Annotated in this window: 12 protein-coding genes; 10 read left to right on the plus strand and 2 right to left on the minus strand. The window is 65.7% G+C overall.

Translation table 11 applies throughout. The features are described from left to right. Positions 1–46 precede the first annotated feature (46 nt). Complete coding sequence (locus tag RBB46_RS19490; RefSeq protein ID WP_306030698.1) at positions 47–7,657, minus strand: type I polyketide synthase; 7,611 nt, start codon at positions 7,655–7,657, stop codon at positions 47–49. 315 nt (positions 7,658–7,972) lie between these two features. Continuing rightward, on the minus strand, positions 7,973–8,971 hold the full coding sequence (gene galE / locus RBB46_RS19495; protein ID WP_306030699.1) for a UDP-glucose 4-epimerase GalE: 999 nt from the start codon (positions 8,969–8,971) through the stop codon (positions 7,973–7,975). Positions 8,972–9,280: 309 nt separating this feature from the next. Between galE and RBB46_RS19500 the strand changes: the two genes are divergently transcribed. From RBB46_RS19500 to RBB46_RS19545, 10 genes are all read left to right on the plus strand, one after another. Beyond that, on the plus strand, positions 9,281–10,600 hold the full coding sequence (locus RBB46_RS19500; protein WP_306030700.1) for a UDP-glucose/GDP-mannose dehydrogenase family protein: 1,320 nt from the start codon (positions 9,281–9,283) through the stop codon (positions 10,598–10,600). Positions 10,601–10,640: 40 nt separating this feature from the next. Then, positions 10,641–11,495, plus strand: a complete 855-nt coding sequence (gene cysQ / locus RBB46_RS19505; protein WP_306030701.1) for a 3'(2'),5'-bisphosphate nucleotidase CysQ — start codon at positions 10,641–10,643, stop codon at positions 11,493–11,495. Between the two features lie 119 nt (positions 11,496–11,614). Beyond that, positions 11,615–12,583 (plus strand): sulfate adenylyltransferase subunit CysD, encoded by a 969-nt coding sequence (gene cysD / locus RBB46_RS19510; RefSeq protein ID WP_306030728.1) that lies wholly within the window; start codon positions 11,615–11,617, stop codon positions 12,581–12,583. Between the two features lie 10 nt (positions 12,584–12,593). Continuing rightward, a complete protein-coding gene (gene cysN / locus RBB46_RS19515) occupies positions 12,594–14,480 on the plus strand; it encodes a sulfate adenylyltransferase subunit CysN (RefSeq protein WP_306030702.1) in 1,887 nt (628 codons plus the stop codon). 160 nt (positions 14,481–14,640) lie between these two features. Then, positions 14,641–15,651: an ABC transporter substrate-binding protein gene (locus RBB46_RS19520; RefSeq protein ID WP_306030703.1), complete on the plus strand. Its 1,011-nt coding sequence runs from the start codon at positions 14,641–14,643 to the stop codon at positions 15,649–15,651. Positions 15,652–15,763: 112 nt separating this feature from the next. Then, positions 15,764–16,555 carry an ABC transporter ATP-binding protein gene (locus RBB46_RS19525; protein WP_306030704.1) on the plus strand — a complete coding sequence of 264 codons (792 nt, stop codon included), beginning with the start codon at positions 15,764–15,766 and terminating at the stop codon, positions 16,553–16,555. Then, the gene (locus RBB46_RS19530) at positions 16,552–17,316 is read left to right on the plus strand and encodes an ABC transporter permease (RefSeq protein WP_306030705.1); all 765 of its coding nucleotides are present in this window, start codon (positions 16,552–16,554) and stop codon (positions 17,314–17,316) included. Before RBB46_RS19525 ends, RBB46_RS19530 begins: the two co-directional genes overlap by 4 nt. Before the next feature lie 350 nt (positions 17,317–17,666). After that, on the plus strand, positions 17,667–18,503 hold the full coding sequence (locus tag RBB46_RS19535; protein ID WP_306030706.1) for a class I SAM-dependent methyltransferase: 837 nt from the start codon (positions 17,667–17,669) through the stop codon (positions 18,501–18,503). A 392-nt stretch (positions 18,504–18,895) separates the two neighbouring features. Beyond that, positions 18,896–19,879, plus strand: coding sequence for a kinase (locus RBB46_RS19540; protein WP_306030707.1), 984 nt, complete (start codon positions 18,896–18,898; stop codon positions 19,877–19,879). Further along, the gene (locus RBB46_RS19545) at positions 19,876–20,910 is read left to right on the plus strand and encodes a PLP-dependent cysteine synthase family protein (protein ID WP_306030708.1); all 1,035 of its coding nucleotides are present in this window, start codon (positions 19,876–19,878) and stop codon (positions 20,908–20,910) included. Before RBB46_RS19540 ends, RBB46_RS19545 begins: the two co-directional genes overlap by 4 nt. The last annotated feature ends 94 nt before the right edge of the window (positions 20,911–21,004 follow it).

A 21,004-nucleotide genomic window follows, 5' to 3' on the forward strand; every position in this document is an offset into this window, starting at 1 on the left:
CTTTCGCTGTCTTTCCTGGCCTGCCGGGCCGGGCAGGATGAGTTTCTCACAGCAGCGAGCGCATGTCGCGCGTGCGCTGCTCGACCTCGGCGGCCACGTCGGCAAGCGCTTCGGCGTCCTCGAAGGCCTCTTCGCCCAGATGCTGTATCGCATTGGCGCGGGCCTCGCCCGACAGGACGTCGCTGCCGCCGCCGCCTGTCACCTGGTCGGTGATGCGGGCCGCCATGTCGCTCAATGTCGCGCCATTGGCCAGCGACATCAGCGGGATATCGATGCCGAACTGCCGTTCGGCCGCCATCCTGAGCTCCAGCGCCATCAGCGAGTCCATGCCCACCTCGGTCAGCGGCCTGGCCGGATCGATGTCGTCCTCGCCGATCCTCAGGATGCGGCCGATCTCGATCGCCAGCAGCTTGCAGATCCGGGCGATTGCCGAGGCACGGTCGAGCCCCTTGAGCAGGGCGGCAAGGTCGACGGTGCCGCCTTCGCCGTCCGTCTCGTCGCCGGCGCGGATGCCGAGCCGTTCCGCATAGGGCGTCGCCAGCAGTGCCAGGTCGCGCCGGGCCGCCGCCCAGTCGATGCGCGCGTAGCCGACGGCGGCGCTCGCGACATCGTCCTGCGGCAGCGCCATCAGCGCGGCAAGACCATCCAGGGCCTCACCGGCGCTCAGCGCATGACGCCCGAGCTTGCGCGCGAGCTTGTCGCCGACATCGGCGTTGCGCGCCAGGTAACCGGCATCCGAGATCGCCCCCCAGGCAACCGCGAGGGCCGGGAGCCCGTGCGCCCTGCGCCGCGCGGCAAGACCTTCCAGATAGCCGTTGGCGGCAACGTAGTTCGCCTGGCCGGGGTTGCCGACCAGCGTCGTGGCGGAGGAGAACATCACGAAGTGGCGCAGCGGATCGTCCCGCGTCAGCCGGTCGAGCAGTTCCGCACCGCGCACTTTCGGGGCGAGCACCGCATCGAGCTGGTCGCGCGTGAGATTGGCCATCAGGGTGTCGTGCAGCACCATCGCGGTATGGAAGACGCCGGCGATGGAACCCGCTTCCGCACGCACCGCGTCAAGCGTCGCCGACAGAGCCTCTTCGTCGGTCGCATCGCACGCATGCCCGGCGATCGTGACGCCCTGCGTCGCCATTTCCTCGATGAGGGCGGCGGCCTCGGGCGTCGTCGCGCCGCGCCGCGACAGGACGTCGACCCGGCGCGCGCCCATCCCGGCGAGCCGGCGGATCAGGGCTGCTCCAAAGCCGCCGAAGCCGCCAACCACGACCTGGCTGGCGCTGGCCTGGAGAGCAACGGGGGCGACCGTCTCTGCGGTTTCTTCGGCAAGCGGCACCGCCGGCGGGCGGATGACGATCTTGCCGATATGCCCGGCCTGCTGCATCAGGCGGAAGGCGGCGACCGCGTTGTCCGCCTCGAAGGCGCGGTGAGGCAGCGGGCTCAGCGCGCCGTCGGTGAACAGCTGCATCAATTCGCCGAGCAACCGCTCGGCAAGCGCCGGCTGGTGGATCAGCAACTGGTCCGCGTCGATACCGAAATAGCTGAGATTGCGCCGGAACGGACGCAGGCCCAGATGGGTGTTCTCGTAATAGTCGCGCTTGCCCAGTTCCAGGAACCGGCCGAAGGGCGCCAGTACCTCGATGCTGCGCTCCATCGCCTCTCCGGACAGCGAGTTCAGCACCACCTCGACGCCCTTGCCGCCGGTCAGGCGCAGGACCTCGCCGGCAAAGGCGAGGGAGCGGGAGTCGAGCACGTGATCGACGCCGAGCTGTTTCAGCAGGCTGCGCTTTTCCGGGCTGCCGGCGGTCGCGATGACGCGCGCGCCGATGTGCCGGGCAATCTGGATCGCGGCGAGGCCGACGCCGCCGGCGCCGCCATGGATGAGCACGGTCTCGTGCGGCTCCAGCCGGGCAAGGCGATGCAGCGCGTAATAGCTGGTCAGGAAGGCGACGGGGATTGTCGCCGCCGCCTCCGGGGAAAGGCCGTCCGGCGTCGTGGCGCAGCCCTTTTCCGAGACGGTGACATGGCTGGCGAAACAGGCCGGCGCGAAGGCGATCACCTTGTCGCCGACCCGAAGCCGCCGGGCCTGCGGTCCGGTGGCGACGACGGTGCCCGCGCATTCCATTCCAAGCGTCGGGCCGGCAAATCCGTCCTCCAGCGCTTCCTCGGGCAGCAGGCCGAGGGCCCACATCACATCGCGGAAATTGAGGCCGCTGGCCTCCACGGCGATCTCCACCTCGTCGCCGACCAGGGACGGGCGCGGGCAGGGGCTCCAGCACAGCCGGTCGAGCGATCCTTGTTGCGCGATGTCGAGCCGCAGGACCTCGCCCCGTTCATCCGGGATCCTGCCTGGCACGGCAAGCGGCGCGCCGCGCTCGACCCGCAAGCCGATACGGCGGTCGCCGTCGATGACGATCTCCCGCTCCTCGTCATGGGCGGCAAGCACGACCTCGCCGGCGATGCGCAGGGCGGCCGCGCTCGGGTCGAGATCCCTGCGAATGTCGAGCAGGTGTATCCTGGCCGAGGAGAACTCGTTGATGGCGACACGGCCGAAGGCCCACACCGCCGACTGCGCCGGGGCGGGCGCCGTGCCGGTGGCGGCGGCGCGCGCGCCGTCCGGCGCGACGATCATCACGGGCGCGGACCGTGTGCCGCGCGCCTTGAGGAGGCGCGTCAGCGACCAGACGCGCCGCGAGGTCGTGGCCATTGCTTCGGTGCTGTCGTCATAGGCCCCGGCGAGATGGATCACGCCGTCGGCGGAGGCCATGGCCAGGGGCGTGCCGTCCGCCCATGCGTCGGCATTGTCCAGATCGACGGCGAGGACGCCCTTGATCGGTGCCGACATGCCCGCCTCGATGCCGAGAGTGGCATCGATCCCGTGCGCCGACAGGGTTTCGCGCAACGCTCCGGCAACGGCGCGGCAGGGTTCCTGCGGGTCGCACAGCACCAGGACGGACTGGCGAGGTTCGGACGCCTCGCCGTTTCCGGCCGGGGCGGCGTCGCCGTTCGCGCTGCGCCGGCGGGCCGGCGGGGGAGCGGCCGCAATGACGAGGCTCGCATCGACCTCGGTGCTTGCCAGCGGCAGGTCGAGCGGATCGGCAAAGCCCAGGGCGGCAAGGCGCGCGGTCCAGTCGACGCCCGCCATCAGCGGGGTTGTGGCGAATTCCGTTCCCGGAACCGCCGACCACCAGTCGGCACCGATGCCGAGGATCAGGTCGGTGTCGGTCGAGGGCGAGCGCTCCACCGCGATCAGCCGTCCTTCCGTGCCCAGCATCGCGGCCAGATCCTGGAGCCGGTCCCCGCCAGGTACGCCCAGGCTGTCGCAGGTCACCAGGAGATCGTAGGGACCGTTCCGGTCAAGCGCATCCTCGCCAAGGGCGGCGAAACTGGTCTGTGCCGTGCCATGCCAGTTGCGGCGCAGTCGTTCGACATCGCCGGACGAGGCGTCGGTGACGGTCAGTCGGCCGTTTCGGCGCTCGAGCGCGGCATCCAGCGCCGCCGCGACGCCCGTGGCGCGGGCACCAAGCAGAAGGACCGAGAGAGGGCGCTCCGCGGGCCAGGCGGCGATGAACGCACCGGCAATCTCCGCGCAGGCCTTGCCCAAAGCGCGGGCGGACGGGTCCGCGCTGCGCCAGGCGGCAAGAAGGCCGCCGGCGAAATAGCCGGCCGCGCTCGGCGGCAATCCGTTCCGCAGCAAGCCGGGCAACTCCTCGGCAAGGCGCGAGAGCAGCGTGGCGAGCGCGCCATGCGCCCCGGCAACGGAGATCAGCGTTTGCACCAGTGCGGCCGGGTCGAGCGCCGGATCCGGTTCGTCGACGCTCCAGCCCGTGTCGCTTTCATGGGCAAGCTCGTGCCGGGCAAGAACATGCAGGAAATGCAGGGCGAACGGTGCGGCGCTCTCGTGCAGCCTGCCCGAGGTCACGAGCGCGGGGATTTCGGCCGGTCCATCGCCGAGAACATCGAAGAGCGCATGCTGCGCGATCGTTCTGGCCAGCGCATCGGCAAGCAGAGCTGCATCGCTCGGCTCGAATTCGGAGCCGGTTTCGCAGCCGATGCCGAGTGCCACCGCCTGCGCGCCGATTTCCGTGGTCGCGAAGGTCGTGGCCGGCAGGGCGGTGCCGGAGGCAAGCAGGCGCGGCGCCACGCGATAGTGGAACCCGTCCTCGCCGGTCGAAAGCTGGAACTGCACGGATTTGAAACGGACCCCGCCGAAGCGGGCGATGACCTCGCCCTCCGCATCGCGATAGGTGAAGCTCGCCAGGATCGAGCGCTTGCTTGCCTTTTCCACGCGGACGTCCACGCAAACCGGCAGGCGGGAGGAGGCGAACAGCTCGATGGAGCCGAAGCGCACGGGCAGGAAGCCGCTCTTGTCGGCAGTGCTCCGCTCGCCAAGCAGGGCGAACAGCCCGTGGAACCCGGCATCCGCGAGCGCGGGATGCAAGGCGAAGACGTCAGGGTCGGGCGAAGCCGCGGGTGCGCGCAGGTCCAGCCGCACGTCCTGCCGGCCGGTCAGCCGCGCCGCGCTGGCAAGGCGGAACGCCGGGCCGTAGTCGAGCCCGTGCTCCATTGTCAGTCGGTAGATGGACTCCTCGTCGACAAGGACAGCGGCGTCATCGGCCGTCCGCTCCTCGACAACGTCCTCGGGGACGGAAAGCGTACGGAACCCGGCCTTGGCATGCAGCGACCAATCGGCACCCGCCAGTCGCGGCCGGCTGTGAATCTCGATCACGCGGTCGTCCGGCGACAGGCGGATGCGTGTCTCGTGGGACTTTCCCTCCTCAAGAAGCAGCGGCCGGAGGATCTCGAAATCCCGGATCTCGGCCTGTTCCGCGCCCGACCAGTCCAGCGTTGCCCGCAGCACCATCTCGACGAAGCCGGCCGCGGGGAACACGGTGGCGCTCTCCACCTTGTGGTCGGCCAGGAACGGCAGCAGGTCCGTGTCGACCAGGTTGAACCACTCGGCTGTGTCCGGCCGCAGGCGCGTGCCGGCCAGCGGCCAGCCGCCGCCATTCGTGCCCGAAACGCGCTCCTCGGTCACCGGCGTGACGAATGCCGTGAGTTGCCAGGGATAAAGCGGGAGTTGGGGCAGACATGCGCCCTCGGCCCCGACATAGCGGTCGAGATCGGGCATGCCGCCATGGGCGACGATGCGGGCGGCGAGCGTGTCGATGCTCTCCGGCTCGGCATCGGCCTTGGGAACGTCGAACGTTGCCAGCACCGCGGTCTGGTTGCCCGCCGCGCGCAGCACGTCGCGGATATAGGTGGTGAGCAGCGGCTTCGGGCCGATCTCGACGATCAGATCGACGGGCTGCTCTGCCAGCCGTTCGACGGCTTCGGCAAAGCGGACCGGCCTGCGCACATTCTCCCACCAGTAGCTCGCGTCCGGACGGATCGCATCCGTCTCCGGCGTCACCGCCGACAGGAAGGGGATCGCTGCCGGCTTGCAGGCGATCTCGCCGAGCGCGGTGCGCAAGGGCTCCTCGATCGGATCGACCAGCGCGCTGTGGAACGGGTAGGCGATGTTGAGCTTGCGCAGCGCCCAGCGTTTCTTGCGGGCGATCCGGGCGAAGCCGTCGATGCTGTCGACCGGGCCGGAAATCGTCACGCTGCGCGGCGAGTTGATCGCCGACACCTCAATGCCGGCAAGGCCGGCCTCGTCGATGGCGGCGCGCGCCTCGGCCTCGGGCAGCAGCAGGGCCGCCATGCCGCCGAGATGCCGCACCACTTCCTGTTGTGTCGATCTGGCGTGGATGATGCGAGTGGCACTGGCCAGATCGAGCATGCCCGCGCACCATGCGGCCGCGACCTCTCCCACGCTGTGGCCGACGACGGCCTGCGGTTCAAGGCCGCGCTCCTTCAGCGCGCTGACAAGTGCAACCTGGACCGCGAAGAGCAGCGGCTGGGCGATTTCGGTGCGCTCGATCTCCCCCTGCAGGTCCTTCGAGAACAGCATCGTCACCAGCGACCAGCCGGAAACGGCCATGAAATGCCTGTCGACGCCCTCCAGCGCCTTGCGGAAACCGGGATCCCGGGAATAGGCGTCCTGGCCCATGCCCGCCCATTGCGAGCCGTTGCCGGAAAAGGCGAAGGCGATCCCGCGCGTGCGCGGCGCGGTCTTGCCTTCGATCGCCGCCGGTGCGCCCTGTCCGTCAGCAAAGGCGGCGAGCGCCGCCTGCTTGGTGGCCGGGTCGCCGAGAACGACGAGCCGGTGGTCGTGCAGGTCCCGTCGGCGAACGGCCGCGTCCGCGATCGCCCCCGCAGTCGGGGCATCATCCTGGCCCAGCAACCCGACATAGCCTCTGGCAAGGTCCTTCAGCGCGGCCTGCGAGCGGGCCGAGATGATCAGGGGCGCCGTGTCGGGGACAGTGGTCTGCGGAGTGCCGAGGGTTTCGACGTCGCCGATCACGGTGTGCGCATTGGTGCCGCCGAAACCGAAGGAATTGATGCCGGCAAGGCGCCGGCCCGGGCCGCGTGCAAGTTCGATCGCCTGCGCGGCGACCGTCAGGTTGAGGGCGTTGAAGTCGATATTCGGGTTTGGCGTGTCGAAATGCAGGGACCTGGGCAGGAGGTCGTTCTGCAGGGCCAGGACCGACTTGAGGATGCCGACCAGCCCTGAGACCGGCTCCAGGTGGCCGACATTGGTCTTCACCGACCCGATCGGCAGCGGCGCGCTCCGGTTCTGGCCGATTTCCGTGCCGAGCGCCATCGCCTCGGCCGGGTCTCCAACCTGTGTTCCCGTGCCGTGCGCCTCGACGAAGGCAAGGTCGTCCGGCGCGATGCCGAGGTCGCGATAGATCGTGCGCAGCAACGTGGCCTGGGCCGGAGAGGAGGGCAGCGACAGCCCCGCCGTGCGGCCGTCGGCATTGATGCCGCTGGCCATGATGCGGGCGCGCGGCTCGCGCGCGGTGGTGTCTCGCTGCAAGACGATGGCGACAGCGCCCTCGGAGCGCACATAGCCGTCGCCGGATGCGTCGAATGCCCGGCACAGGCCCTGCGGCGACAGCATCGAGGCGCGCGAGAAGCCGATGAAGGAGAACGGGCTGAGCAGGAGATTGACGCCGGCGACGATGGCGGTGTCGATCTGTCCGTTCTCGATGGCGCTGACAGCCTGGTGCAGGGCCACCAGCGAGGAGGAGCAGGCGGTGTCGAGCGTGAAGCTGGGGCCGCGCAGGTCGAAGATGTAGGAAACGCGGTTGGAGATGATCGACAGGGTGTTGCCGGTCATCGTCTGCATGTCGACGGCGGGCAGGTCGAACAGCAGCCTCTGGTGATAATCGAGGCCCGACGCGCCGACATAGACGCCCGTCTGGCTGCCGGCCATGTCCGACGGCCTCAGGCCGGAATTCTCGATTGCCTCCCACACCACCTGCAAGAGCAGGCGTTGCTGCGGATCGATCTGCGCGGCCTCGCGCGGCGAAATGCCGAAAAAGGCGGCGTCGAAGCCCCACACATCGTCGATCTGGCCTGCGGCGAAGGTGTGGCTGCGGCCCGACGTGTTCGGCCGCGGATGGTAGAAGTTGCGCGGATCGAAACGGTCGCGGCCGACCTGCGTGACGGCGCAGGTGCCGGTCTCCAGCAAGTGCCAGAAGTCGTCCACGGAAGCCGCGCCGGGCAGGCGTGCGGCATATCCCGTGATGACTGTGTTCCGTGCAAGCAGCGACATTCAGCGTTTCTTCCGTAGCGCGGTGCTCGTGGCCCGGATCATACAGGTAAAGCGGCAGCGTCAGCATGGTGACGTCGCCAACACGGAGGTCCTAAAGTCGCTGGGCCCCGCACCAACCGCAGGCGCCATTTCACAATGGCAAGTTGCGGCATACGCGCCAGTATTGACGTGACGACTTTGGCCTCGGTTCTAACGCAAACGAGACACCGGGCAAAGCGTCCACAATATGGCAGTTGTGCGTTGCGATGGGTATTTCAACAAGGGGTTGCCGCCGCGTTTTCAGTATATTGGTGAAACCGACAGGGGGTTACGCCGTCACACGTCTTCGGCCGCGTTGCGCCGCGCGAGGTGCTGTTCCCATTCGATCGCGTGGCGCGCGATCACGTCGATATCATTCAGCGCCGGCCGCCAGCCGAGCAGGTCGCGAATGGAGGTGCTGTCGGCAATGACACTGCCCAGATCGCCCGGTCGGCGGGGGCCGTAATCCACCGGAAACTCGGAGCCGGTGGCGCGCCTGACCGCCTCGATGGTCTCCAGCACCGTGTAGCCCCTGCCGTAGCCGCAATTGAGTGTGAAGCTCTCAGGATTGGCCCGCAGCCGCTTGAGTGCCAGATAGTGCGCCTCGACAAGGTCGCCGACATGGATGAAGTCGCGTTCGGCCGTGCCGTCGCGGGTCGCGTAATCGGTGCCGAAGACGGTCATGCCCTTTCGCGTGCCAAGAGCCGCTTCGCACGCGACTTTCAGCAGATGGGTGGCGCCGCGCGTGGAATGGCCGGTACGCCCCTGCGGATCCGCACCCGCGACGTTGAAATAGCGCAGCGCCGCATGGCGCAGCGGGCCGGCGGCGGAGATGTCGCGCAGCATGGTCTCGACCATCAGTTTGGACGCGCCATAGGGCGTTGTCGGCAGCGCGGGGGTGGTTTCCGAGACGGGACCTGCGCCAACCTCGCCATAGACGGCCGCGGTGGAGGAGAAGAGCACCGTCTCGATCCCTGCGGCGAGACAGTTCTCCACGAGGGCCAGTGTCGCGCAGGTGTTGTTGCGATAGTATTTTGCAGGATTTTCCAGCGATTCCGGAACCGATACGGAACCTGCGAAATGGATCACCGCATCCACGGGCGCTATGGAAAGAACCTGGCGAAGCGCGTCCGGATCGCTGACCTCACCCTGGACGAAGCTGGCTGAACCGGGGACGGACCATTGGTGTCCGGTAGCGAGACTGTCGAGAACGACCACGTCCTCGCCGGCGTCGAGCAGGTGCCAGGCCATGTGGCTGCCAATATAGCCGGCGCCGCCGGTCACCAGAACTGCCATGCGCTCACTCCCTCGCCGTTCATCCCTGTCGCCGGTCGTCGGACCGTGTCCGATGGCCGGGCCCCGTCGTGTTAGCGGGTTGACAAACCGGTGGCAAGCGCACAGGAACGCTGCCGGAAGAATGCGATCCCGGTCCGCGCCTCGCCTCCGTGGAAGGGTGTGCCGGCGCCGTGTCCATCCCGAGATGGCGGCAGGCCACTCCGCCTCAAGCAGAAAGACGGGTTTCCAGATTTGGCCGCGTCCCGCGCGCTCGTCGGGTCCCGGCAGTCCTGCACGTTCCAGCCCCCGGGGCAGATTCCAGGAGCACACATGCGCATTGCAATGATTGGCACCGGCTATGTCGGCCTGGTTTCCGGCGTCTGCTTTTCCGAGTTCGGCTTCGACGTCACCTGTGTCGATATCGACGCGGCTAAGATCGAGCGGCTCAATGCCGGCGAGGTCCCGATCTATGAACCCGGCCTCGATGCGCTGATCGAGCGGAACCTGGAGGAAAAGCGTCTTTCCTTCACAACCGACCTCGACGCGGCCGTTGCCGCCGCCGACGTGGTGTTCATCGCCGTGGGAACGCCGTCCCGGCGCGGCGACGGCGAGGCCGACCTGACCTATGTGTTCGCCGCCGCGCGGCAGGTCGCCAGGGCGATGCGGCCGGGCACAGTCGTGGTGATCAAGTCGACGGTCGTCGTGGGGACTTGCCGCAAGGTCGCCGAGATCATTCGCGAGGAACGGCCTGGCGTCGACTTCTCGATCGCCTCCAACCCGGAATTCCTGCGCGAGGGATCCGCGATCGAGGATTTCATGCGCCCCGACCGGGTGGTGACGGGAGCCGAGGACGAGCGCGCGGAGAACGCGCTGCGCCGTCTCTACCGGCCGCTCTACCTGCGCGAGACGCCGATTCTGGTCACGTCGCTGGAGAACGCCGAACTGACGAAGTATGCCGCCAACGCCTTCCTGGCGCTGAAGATCACCTTCATCAACGAGATCGCCAATCTTTGCGAGAAGGTCGGGGCGGACGTGCAGAAGGTCGCAAGTGGTATTGGCCTCGACAACCGCATTGGTGGAAAATTTCTCCATGCGGGACCAGGCTTCGGCGGCTCCTGCTTTCCCAAGGACACGACAGCGCTGGCGGCGACGGGCCAGCGGCACGGAGCTCCCTTGCGTCTGGTGGAGACCACCATCGAGGTCAACGAGGCCCGCAAGCGCGACATGGCGGATCGGGTGCTGGCGGCTCTCGGGCCGCAGGTCGCGGGCAAGCGCGTCGGCATTTTGGGAATCGCCTTCAAGCCGAACACAGACGATGTCCGCGACGCGCCCTCGCTGGTGATCGTGCCGGCGCTCCAGGCGGCCGGCGTGGAGGTCGTTGCCCATGACCCGGAGGCCCGTGGCCAGGCCGAACCGCTGCTTCCCGGGCTAGGATGGCGCGACAATCCCTATGACGTCGCGGACGGCGTGGACGTGCTCGCCGTCGTCACCGAGTGGAATGCCTATCGCGGCCTCGACCTTGGCGAAATCGCGCGGCGCATGCGCGGCCGCAGCGTCATCGACATGCGCAATATCTGGCAGGCGGGTGATGTTGTCGCGGCCGGTCTCGATTATCAGGGGATCGGCAAGCCGGCGCGCAAGGCGAACTGAGCGATCCGCGCATGGCCTTGCAACGACAGGAGAAAGGCTGATGCCGATGACGGACGACATGCTGGCGCTGCGCGATCTGTGCCTTGAGGCGGGGCAGGTGCTGCTCGAGTGTTTCCATGCCGGCGTCACGGTCGAGAGCAAGGCCGATGAGAGCCCCGTGACCGAGGCCGACAGGCGGGCGGAGGCGGTGATCCTTGCAGGGCTTGCGCGCCTTTATCCCGGGATTCCGGTGATCGCCGAGGAAGCGATGGCGGGGGGGCGGCAGCCGGAAATAGGCGACCGCTTCTTCCTCGTCGATCCGCTTGACGGGACACGCGAGTTCATCTCCGGAAACGGTGATTTCACGGTCAATATCGCGCTGGTCGAGAAGGGGGTTCCGGTCCTGGGAGCCGTCTTCGCGCCCTTGCGCGGATCGTTCTTCGCCGGTGCGCTGGGCGTGGGGGCGTTCGAGCAGGCGTTCGACCAGGCCGGCAACGCGACCGGTGCGGTTCGTCCGCTCAAGGTGCGCGACCGCCGGGACGCCCTTCCTGTCGCCGTCGCCAGCCGCTCGCACCGGGACGCCAAGACCGACGACCTGCTGAAGGTCCTTGGTGTTGCCGACACGGTGAGCGTCGGCTCCTCGCTGAAATTCTGCCTTGTGGCCCGGGGCGAGGCGGACTTCTATCCGCGTTTCGGCCGGACCATGGAATGGGACACCGCAGCAGGACACGCCGTTCTCGTTGCCGCCGGCGGTCATGTGCGGGGGCTCGATGGCGGCCCCTTCGCCTATGGCAAGCGCGACCTTCCGGACGATGCGGACTTCGCCAATCCCGGCTTTCTTGCCGCCGGGGGGGAGGCCCTGATCGCATCCGCTGCTGCCGCGGTCTCCGGCGCATTGGCAAATACTGCCGAATGACAGAGATTTTTTAAGGACTGCCCTTTGTCGGCAATCCTGTTTCTCGCGCATCGCCATGATGCTGCTTAAGTCGTGATCCATGAGCTGCCGAGGGATTGGCGGACGGTGTCCCGACACAGGTGTTCAACTCTGCGTCGTCATCGCTATATTCTTCCCGCGGCCGAGATCACGAGGAGAGGCCCGTGTCCAATCGGGGAAGCCATCTGCGTCACCTTGAGGCGCAATCCATAGAGATCATCCGCGAAGTCGTGGCCGAGATGTCGCGCCCGGTGATGATGTACTCCATCGGCAAGGATTCCAGCGTCATGCTGCACCTTGCGCGAAAGGCTTTCTATCCGGCGCCGCCGCCCTTTCCGCTGCTGCACATCGACACGACCTGGAAGTTCCGGGAAATGATCGCCTTCCGGGACCGCATGGCTGCGGAAGCGGGCATGGAACTGATCACCTACACCAACCCGCAAGGGCTGGCCGACAACGTCAATCCCTTCGATCACGGCTCTTCCTACTACACCCAGGTGATGAAGACCGACGCGTTGAAGCAGGCCCTGTCCGCCCATGGCTTCGATGCGGCATTCGGCGGCGCGCGGCGCGACGAGGAGAAGTCGCGTTCCAAGGAGCGGGTCTTTTCCTTCCGCTCGGCCGCCCATGGCTGGGATCCCAAGAACCAGCGCCCCGAGCTCTGGTCGATCTTCAACACGCGGGTGCGGCCGGGCGAATCCTTGCGCGTCTTTCCGCTGTCAAACTGGACCGAACTCGATATCTGGCAGTACATCCGCGCCGAAAACATTCCCATCGTGCCGCTTTACTACGCGGCCGAGCGGCCCGTGGTGGAACGCGACGGCGCGCTGGTGATGGTCGACGACGACCGCCTGCCGCTGAGGCCCGGCGAGACCCCGCAGATGCGCCGCATCCGCTTCCGCACGCTTGGCTGCTATCCGCTCACCTCGGCTGTGGAATCGAACGCCGACACGCTCGACCAGATCGTCACGGAGATGCTGATCGCCCGTACCTCCGAGCGCTCGGGCCGGCTGATCGACCATGACGAGGCGGCCTCCATGGAAAAGAAGAAACGCGAAGGCTATTTCTGAGGACCCCGTCATGAACCAGGCTCTGCCTTCCATTGCCCCGCCCGTGGTCGACTTTCTCGGCGAGCACGACCAGAAGGGGCTCCTTCGCTTTCTGACCTGCGGCAGCGTCGACGACGGCAAGTCGACGCTGATCGGCCGTCTCCTGCACGACACCAAGCGGGTGTTCGAGGATCAGGCGGCGGCATTGCGCAAGGATTCGCGCAAATACGGCACCCAGGGCGAGGCGCTCGACTTCGCCCTGCTTGTCGACGGTCTGGAGGCCGAACGCGAACAGGGCATCACCATCGATGTCGCCTATCGTTTCTTCGCCACCGAAGGGCGCAAGTTCATCGTGGCCGATACGCCGGGCCACGAGCAGTACACCCGCAACATGGCGACGGGCGCCTCCAATTCCGATCTGGCGGTGATCCTCATCGATGCGCGCAAGGGCGTCTTGCAGCAGACGCGGCGGCATTCGTTCATCGTCTCGCTGCTCGGCATCCGGCACGTCGTCGTGGCGGTCAACAAGATGGATCTCGTCGGCCATGACCGTGCCGTTCTCGATGCCATCGAGAGCGACTATCGCGCCTTCGCGGAAGGGTTCGGTTTCGAGACCCTCCAGGTGATCCCCATGTCGGCGCTGACCGGCGAGAACGTCACCGTGCAAAGCGAGGCGATGCCCTGGTATGAGGGGCCGACGCTGCTTGAGCATATCGAGAGCATCGACGTTGCAAGCGACGATCGCCTCGGCCCGTTCCGCATGCCGGTGCAGTGGGTCAATCGGCCCAATCTCGACTTCCGAGGCTATGCCGGCACGGTCGTCAGCGGCAGCATCCGCCCCGGGGACAAGGTGGCGGTTGCCGCGTCGGGACGCGTCGCGACGGTGTCGCGCATCGCCACGATGAGCGGCGACCTTGAAGAGGCGGTGGCTGGCGATGCGGTCACCATCACCCTCGAGGAAGAAGTCGACATTTCCCGCGGCGACGTTCTCAGCCTGCCGGACCAGCGGCCGGAAGTGTCCGACCGCCTCAACGCCCATGTCATCTGGATGGGTGACCAGGCGCTGCGCACCAGCCGCAACTACATCATCAAGGCCGGCAAGCGCACCACCACGGGCGTGGTCAGGCATATCGAGCACGGCATCGACGTCAATTCGCTCAAGCACCTGCCGACGGAGACGCTGGCGCTGAACGAGATCGGTTTCTGCGAGATCCAGCTGGGCGCCCCCGTCGCCTTCGACCCTTATGAGGTCAACCGCGACATGGGGTCCTTCGTGCTGATCGACCCGCTGACCAACCAGACGGTTGGCGCCGGGCTGATCTGGTCGAGCCTGCGCAAGGCGGACAACATCCACCGCCAGGCCTTCGACATCGACAGGACGGCGCGTGCCGCGCTCACCGGCCAGACCCCGCGCGTGCTCTGGTTCACCGGACTTTCGGGGGCAGGCAAGTCGACCATCGCCAATCTGGTCGAGCAGCGCCTGCACGCCCAGGGGCGCCTGACCTTCCTGCTCGACGGCGACAATGTCCGCCACGGGCTGAACAAGGATCTGGGCTTTGCGGAAGCCGACCGGGTGGAGAACATCCGCCGGGTGGGCGAGGTTGCCAAGCTCTTCACCGAAGCCGGGCTCATCACCCTTGTCTCGTTCATCTCCCCGTTCCGGTCGGACCGGCAGATGGCCCGCGATCTGTTCGGCCCGGGCGAGTTCGTGGAGATCCATGTCCATGCGCCGCTGGAGATAGCCGAAACACGCGATCCCAAGGGGCTCTATCGCAAGGCCAGGGCAGGCGAGATCCGCAACTTCACGGGCATCGACAGCCCTTACGAGGCGCCGGAGCAAGCGGAACTCGTGCTCGACACGGTTGCCCGCTCCGCCGAGGACCTGGCCGACGAGGTCATCCGCCACCTCGGCCTGTAATGCAGGGCGGGCCGGCCCGGACGATGGTTTCGGGCCGGCCCTGCTCAAGGCGCAGGCAGCCTTGATCCTAATTTAGGCAGGCGTCAAATCTGCTTGATCCTTGGGCAATTGCGAGGCAGTCTCGCTGGCGATACCGACAATATCGCCAGTGGGGGTCCTCATGCGCAAGTTTTTCGGAATTGCATTTGCCTTGTCCCTGGCCGCGCCGGCGGCCATGGCCGACACCGATATCAAGTTCACCCTCGACTGGAAGTTCGAAGCCCCCGCGGCTCCCTTCTTCATTGCCCAGGACAAGGGTTACTTCGCGGAAGAGGGGCTCAACGTCACCATCGACACCGGTGCCGGCTCCCGCGAATCGATCCCGCGCGTGGCGACCGGCGCCTATGACATGGGCTTCGGCGACATCAACGCCCTCATCAAGCTGATGGACGACCAGCCGGAACTGAAGGTCAAGGCCGTGATGATGGCCTATGAGCGCCCGCCCTTCGCCATCATCGGCCGCAAGAGCAAGGGCGTGACGGAGGACCCCAAGTCGCTTGAAGGCAAGACGCTCGGCGCGCCGCCGCCCGATGCCGCCTTCGGCCAGTGGCCGGCCTTTGTCGACGTTGCCGGCATCGACACCTCCGCCATCAAGATCGAGAATGTGGGGTTTCCGGTGCGCGAGCCGATGCTGGCCCAGGGGCAGGTGGACGCGATCTTCGGTTTCTCCTTCTCCTCCGTCATCAACCTGAAGGCCCAGGGCGTTGCCGAGGATGATATCGCCACCATCCTGATGGGCGAGAACGGTCTCGATCTCTACGGCAACGTGGTGATGGTCAACACCGACTTCGCCGAGGCGAACCCGGACGCGGTGAAGGGCTTCGTCAGGGCGCTGGTGCGCGGGTTCCTCGACACGATCGCGGATCCGGAGGCATCCGTACCCTATGTGCTCAAGCGCAACGGCGTGCTTGATGAGGCGACCGAGATCGACCGCATCAAGATGGCGGTTGCCGGTTCGATCGCCACGCCGGCGGTCAAGGCCAACGGTTTCGGCGGCGTCGACATGGCAAAGCTTGCCAAGTCGATGGAGTATCTGAAGGCATCGATGGGCGTCAGCGACACGCCGCCGGCGCCCGAGCGGGTTTTCGATCCGTCCTACCTGCCGCCCGCCGCGGAGCGCATGGTCAAGTAATCCGGATCGGGGACCGCCGGCTCCGGTTGCTCCCGGCAATCGCGGTCGGCGGTCCTTGCGTCCCGGCATCCGGACCGTTCCTGTCGCCCCTTCTCGGAGCATCGTTCATCCCGTGACCGGTTTTGTTGATCTCAATGACATTCGCCTGGCCTATGGGCCGGGGGGCGATGGCACGCTCGCGCTCGACGGCCTGACCATGGCTGTGAGACGCGGCGAGTTCGCCGCCGTCGTCGGCCCGTCGGGCTGCGGCAAGTCGACCCTGATGAAGCTTGCCACCGGCCTGATCCGGCCGCAGGCGGGAACCGTGGAGGTTGCCGGCAAGGAAGTGGACGGACCGGTCTCGGTTGCCGGCATGGCCTTCCAGAACCCGTCCATGCTGCCCTGGCGGACGACGTTGAAGAACGTGATGCTGCCTCTGGAGATCGTTCAGCCGCACCGCCGCCAGTTGAAGCGCGACTATGAAAGCTACGTCGCGCGGGCTGAGGAGCTGCTTGAGATCGTCGGACTGAAAGGGTTCGGCGACAAGTTTCCCTGGGAGCTTTCCGGTGGCATGCAGCAGCGCGCCAATCTCTGCCGGGCGCTGATCCACGATCCGGCGCTCCTCATGCTCGACGAACCTTTCGGCGCGCTCGACGCGTTCACCCGCGAGGAACTGTGGCAGGTGATGCGCGACCTTCACGCCGAGAAGGGGTTCACCGTCATTCTCGTCACCCATGACCTGCGCGAGGCGGTGTTCCTGGCCGACCGGGTGTTCGTCATGAGCGCCCGGCCGGGGCGGATCATCGTCGACCAGGAAATCGCTTTCGCGAGGCCACGACCGATCGACCTCACCTATGAGGCGCAGTTCAACGACATCGTCCACGAGTTGCGCGGACACATCGCGGAAGCGAGGGCGGCGGCATGACCAACGAAGGCTGGATCAAGGCAGCTCCCTGGCTGTGGACGATCGGACTGTTCGTGGTGTGGGAAGCGGCGGTGGAGATGTTCGACATCGCCGTGTTCATTCTCCCTGCGCCGACCGACATCTGGGCCGCCATCGTCAAATACTGGCCGGTGATCTGGAAGGATTCCCTGCAGACGCTTTTCACCACGACGCTGGGCTTTCTCCTGGCCGTGGTCGGCGGACTGGCGCTGGGGCTCGCCATTGGCTGGAGCCGGGCCGTCTATGCCGGTCTCTATCCGTTGATGGTCGGCTTCAACTCGATCCCCAAGGTCGCGGTCGTTCCGATCCTGGTGATCTGGTTCGGCATCGGTACGGTTCCCGCCGTGCTGACCGCGTTCCTGATCGCTTTCTTCCCCATCGTCGTCAATGTCGCCACCGGCCTTGCCACGATCGAGCCGGAGATGGAGGACGTGCTACGAGCGCTGGGTGCGAAGAAGATGGACATCATGCTGAAGGTCGGCATTCCGCGCTCGATGCCGTATTTCTTCGGTTCGCTCAAGGTTGCCATCACGCTTGCGTTCGTCGGCTCGGTCATCTCCGAGACGGTGGCGGCCAATGCCGGCATCGGCCACATGATGCTGGCGGCGCAGTCGCAGTTCAACGTGCCGCTCGTCTGGGCGGGGCTGGTCGCGCTCGCGGTGCTTGGCATCGTCATGTACGCGATGATGGCCTGGCTCGAGATGCGCATGACCGGCTGGGCCCATCGCTCCGGCCGCCAGTAGCGCGCAGGCAGGCAGGGTCTCGCCGCGCCGCGTCAGCCGAGGAATGTGCAGCGCAGCCTCGCCGTCGCTCCGAGCCGGTTCTCGATGCGCAGCGAACCGGCAACAGCCACGGAAGGTGGGATGGTTGTGCGCGTTGGCGCCTGATCCTGCAGATTTCTTTGGTTTTGACGGTCAATAGGTCCTCAGCTTGCCGACTTGGCAAAACCCACCGTCCTCAGGATCGGTCTCATTGATTGACGCAAGGACCTGATGTCGGGGATATTCTTTCGTGCTGGGTGCGCCTGCGGGTGTAGGCAAGCAGGACAGGAGGCTTTATCAGGAGGGCATGATCCTTCCCGCCGGAGCCGTTCATGTCCCGTCTTTATCTTCTCAAACGCCGCTTCCAGCGCAAACTCCCGGAATCGTTGCAGCGCAAGTTCCAGGAGGCGATCTATTTCGCGCTCTACCGTCTGTCTCCGGCACGACATCAGAATTTCTTCAACAGCGGTTTTTCGCCTGCTGACGAGACGCTGAGCAATCTCTCTCCCTTCGATCAGGAGCCCTTGCAGGCAACCCTGTATGATCAGGTTCTGTGGTCGCTGACCCGTGATGCGGAAAAGCGCGAGTGGAACGATATCTTGGACATTGGCTGTGGGCTGGGGGGCGGCATGCAGGTCGCGGCGCGTCGTTTTCCCGATGCGCGCATCACCGGCGTTGATGTCAATGGAAGTGCGGTGAGCGTTTGCCGGAAGCGCCTGCAGGTGTTTCCCAATCTGACCGTAAAGCAAGCCAGTGCGCGGGAGCTGCCTTTCGCGGACGCGAGCTTCGACATGATCTTCAGCGTCGGTACGGCAAGCTATGTCGGCATGCCGGCCTTCGTCGCAGAGGCGGCGCGGGTGTTGCGGCCCGGAGGGACGCTCAGTTTCTCCCTTGGTTATACCGACAAGGCATTTGCAAACCAGATTCGTGTGGCCAACGCTCTGGCGCGTGAGAACGGCTTACGAGTGCAGCAGATCGTCGATATTACCAAGAATGTGTTTGCCGCCATCGCCGAGGACGTGCCACGGCGCCTGGCCCTGATCGACCGTGTTCCCGGTCCCTTTCGGGGCTATGCGCTCGATTGGGCCGATATGCCGGGGACAATGCGATATCAGGAATATGTCGAGGGCAGGCGCCTCGATTACGCAGTTGTATGTGAACGCATCTGAGCCCCACAGCGCAAGAGCTCCTCTGTCGCTTGTGTGATGATCAGACAAGAGCCATGTGCGACCAAAGCCGCGCCGCGCTCACGGGACGACAGGTCCATGGCAATTGCTCTGAACCGAGGTGCGAAATCGTCATTGCGTGTTCTCTTGAACAGACCCGCAAGGAAAGCCGGTACGGGGCGGGCGGCCACATGTCCGTTGCTAGCCTGCGCAGGCAATGAACCTCCTATAATGGCGATCCTTGGTTTTGCATCCTGCGCAAGGTGAGCGTGTCTGGTCGAAGCGGCCAATCGATCACTTTCGAAAAGCCGATCACATCACTATCGCCAGATCTGGTGAATGACAGGGGCTGGCACCCTCGCACATGATTGCCCTCCATTCAGGAGATATGTGCGATGGCCTCCAGCCGCCGTGACAGACAGAACCCTCGGTTTGATCAGGCCGCCGAGCAGGGCAACGAGCGATCGGGCCCACATTTGAAGCTCGGGACTGGTCGAGCAATCGCCCATCACGGAGAAATTTTGCAAGGGGTCTTCGAAAACGAAGACGGGCATCTGCTGCGTGGGTTGATTACCTTGCCTCTTGCCGCGCAGCAATCGACAGCGACCTATTGGCCAAACGGGCCGGGCCGCATTCGCACACGGCCTCCTGGTCGGGGGAAAGCGGCGAAAGCGGCAGCGCTAACACTCAAGCATCTTGGATTTGCCAATATCGGCGGTGACTTGACCATCGAAAGTGACATCCCGATCGGCCACGGCTACGGCTCCTCCACCGCCGACGTTGTTGCCGCAATACGGGCCGTGGCTGCTGGCGCGGGCGTGAACCTGCGCTGCTCGACGCTCAGCAAGTTGGCGGTGCAAGCGGAGGGCGCAAGCGATGCCATTGCCTATGGCGAACAAATGGTGCTTTTCGCACATCGCCAAGGTGACATTATCGAGCATCTTGGAGGTGACTATCCACCGTTGCAGGTGGTCGGTTTCCGCAGCGGCGGTGCCCGTCCGATCGATACGCTCAATCTGCCAAGGGCCCGCTATGACCAACAGCAGATTGCGCAGTTCAAAGCCTTGCGTGGCCTCGCGTTTCGCGCGGTCAAGCAGCAGGATCCGCGGCTCATTGGATATGTCGCCACCGCGAGCGCACGTATTGGTCAGCATCACTTGGCCAAACCGGATCTGGAGACCATCCTCAACCTTGCAAAGGCGTTCGATGCTTGCGGCGTCCAGGTCTCACACAGCGGCACGCTGATGGGGGTGATTTTTGATCCAACAGAGCCTGGGGTGGTGCAACGATCGCGCCTGTTGCGCGATCAGCTCGAACGATCTGGGTATGAGGGCGTCATCACCTTTTTCGTCAATGTCGACGGAGTGTTCCGGCAATGACTGGCAAGGGTGACGTCCCGCGTTCCTTTGAAGCGCCACGGATCGTTCGCCTGGAGCGCAACCTCTACGCGGCATGTTTCTCGCTGATGAAACTTCTTCCCGCCCGGTATATTTTGGACAGAGCGCAAGCTGCCGGTCGCTTGCTGCCCGGCGGGTCCGTCGTGGAGACGACCTCGGGGACCTTTGGTCTGGCGCTTGCCATGACGACAGCTGTGCGTGGGTTTGAGCTGACACTGGTCACGGCGAATAGCCTCATCGACCCTCCGCTCAGGCGCCGCTTGGAACAGTTGGGGGCGTCCCTGCATGTGGTCGAAGACGCAAGCGGATCCGGTGCCCAGGCTGAGCGGCTGATGCTGCTTAAAAAGGTGCTGGAGCGCAGACCGGAAACCTACTGGCCTCAGCAATACGACAATCCTGACAATCGATGGGCCTATGGCTCCTTCGCCGAATCCGTTTGTCGTGAGATCGGCCGGGTCGACTGCCTCGTCGGGTGTGTTGGATCCGGGGGATCACTTTGTGGAACGGGAGGCCTTCTGCGTGAGATGTTCGCCGAACTCGTCATCCTTGCCGTCGATACCCAGAACAGCGTGTTGTTCGGTCACCCGCCGGGCCCGCGATTGCTGCGTGGCCTCGGCAATTCAGTCCTTCCCTCCAACCTGCAACATGAACTGATCGACGACGTTCATTGGGTCGGCGTGTTGCCAGCCTTTGCCGCCGCGCGTCAACTGTATCGCCAGCACGCTGTCTTCATGGGGCCAACAAGTGGTGCCGCAGCGCTTGTTGCGGCCTGGTATGCGCGCCGCCAACCCGACGCGACGACCCTCGTTATTCTTCCAGATGAAGGACATCGCTATCAACACACGCTCTACAATGATGACTGGTTGGTCGGCATCAAAGGCTGGCCCGTTGACGTGCCCAGGGAGCCGGTGACGCTTAGCCGGATTGAGGCGGCCGGTGAAGGGGACTGGACACGTCTTGCATGGGCACGTCGGGCGCTTGCAACCGTCACAGCCGGGAGCTGCAGGTCTTAGACTGCCCTCCGGCCGGGTGTCATCCAGCCACCCGCAGCATTGCAGGGCGCCACAATCTGGCTTGAGGCATGGACGGCTGATCACACGCCACAAG

Origin of the sequence: Stappia sp. MMSF_3263, assembly GCF_030733745.1 — a bacterium.
In the GTDB taxonomy this organism is placed as follows: Bacteria; Pseudomonadota; Alphaproteobacteria; order Rhizobiales; family Stappiaceae; genus Stappia.

Excerpts from the sequence above, each read along its gene's own strand:
- RBB46_RS19535 (WP_306030706.1), top strand. The coding sequence starts at position 17,667 with ATGTCCCGTCTTTATCTTCTCAAACGCCGCTTCCAGCGCAAACTCCCG.
- RBB46_RS19520 (WP_306030703.1), top strand. The coding sequence starts at position 14,641 with ATGCGCAAGTTTTTCGGAATTGCATTTGCCTTGTCCCTGGCCGCGCCG.
- RBB46_RS19540 (WP_306030707.1), top strand. The coding sequence starts at position 18,896 with ATGGCCTCCAGCCGCCGTGACAGACAGAACCCTCGGTTTGATCAGGCC.
- RBB46_RS19545 (WP_306030708.1), top strand. The coding sequence starts at position 19,876 with ATGACTGGCAAGGGTGACGTCCCGCGTTCCTTTGAAGCGCCACGGATC.
- RBB46_RS19530 (WP_306030705.1), top strand. The coding sequence starts at position 16,552 with ATGACCAACGAAGGCTGGATCAAGGCAGCTCCCTGGCTGTGGACGATC.
- cysQ (WP_306030701.1), top strand. The coding sequence starts at position 10,641 with ATGCCGATGACGGACGACATGCTGGCGCTGCGCGATCTGTGCCTTGAG.
- RBB46_RS19490 (WP_306030698.1), bottom strand. The coding sequence starts at position 7,657 with ATGTCGCTGCTTGCACGGAACACAGTCATCACGGGATATGCCGCACGC.
- galE (WP_306030699.1), bottom strand. The coding sequence starts at position 8,971 with ATGGCAGTTCTGGTGACCGGCGGCGCCGGCTATATTGGCAGCCACATG.
- RBB46_RS19500 (WP_306030700.1), top strand. The coding sequence starts at position 9,281 with ATGCGCATTGCAATGATTGGCACCGGCTATGTCGGCCTGGTTTCCGGC.
- cysN (WP_306030702.1), top strand. The coding sequence starts at position 12,594 with ATGAACCAGGCTCTGCCTTCCATTGCCCCGCCCGTGGTCGACTTTCTC.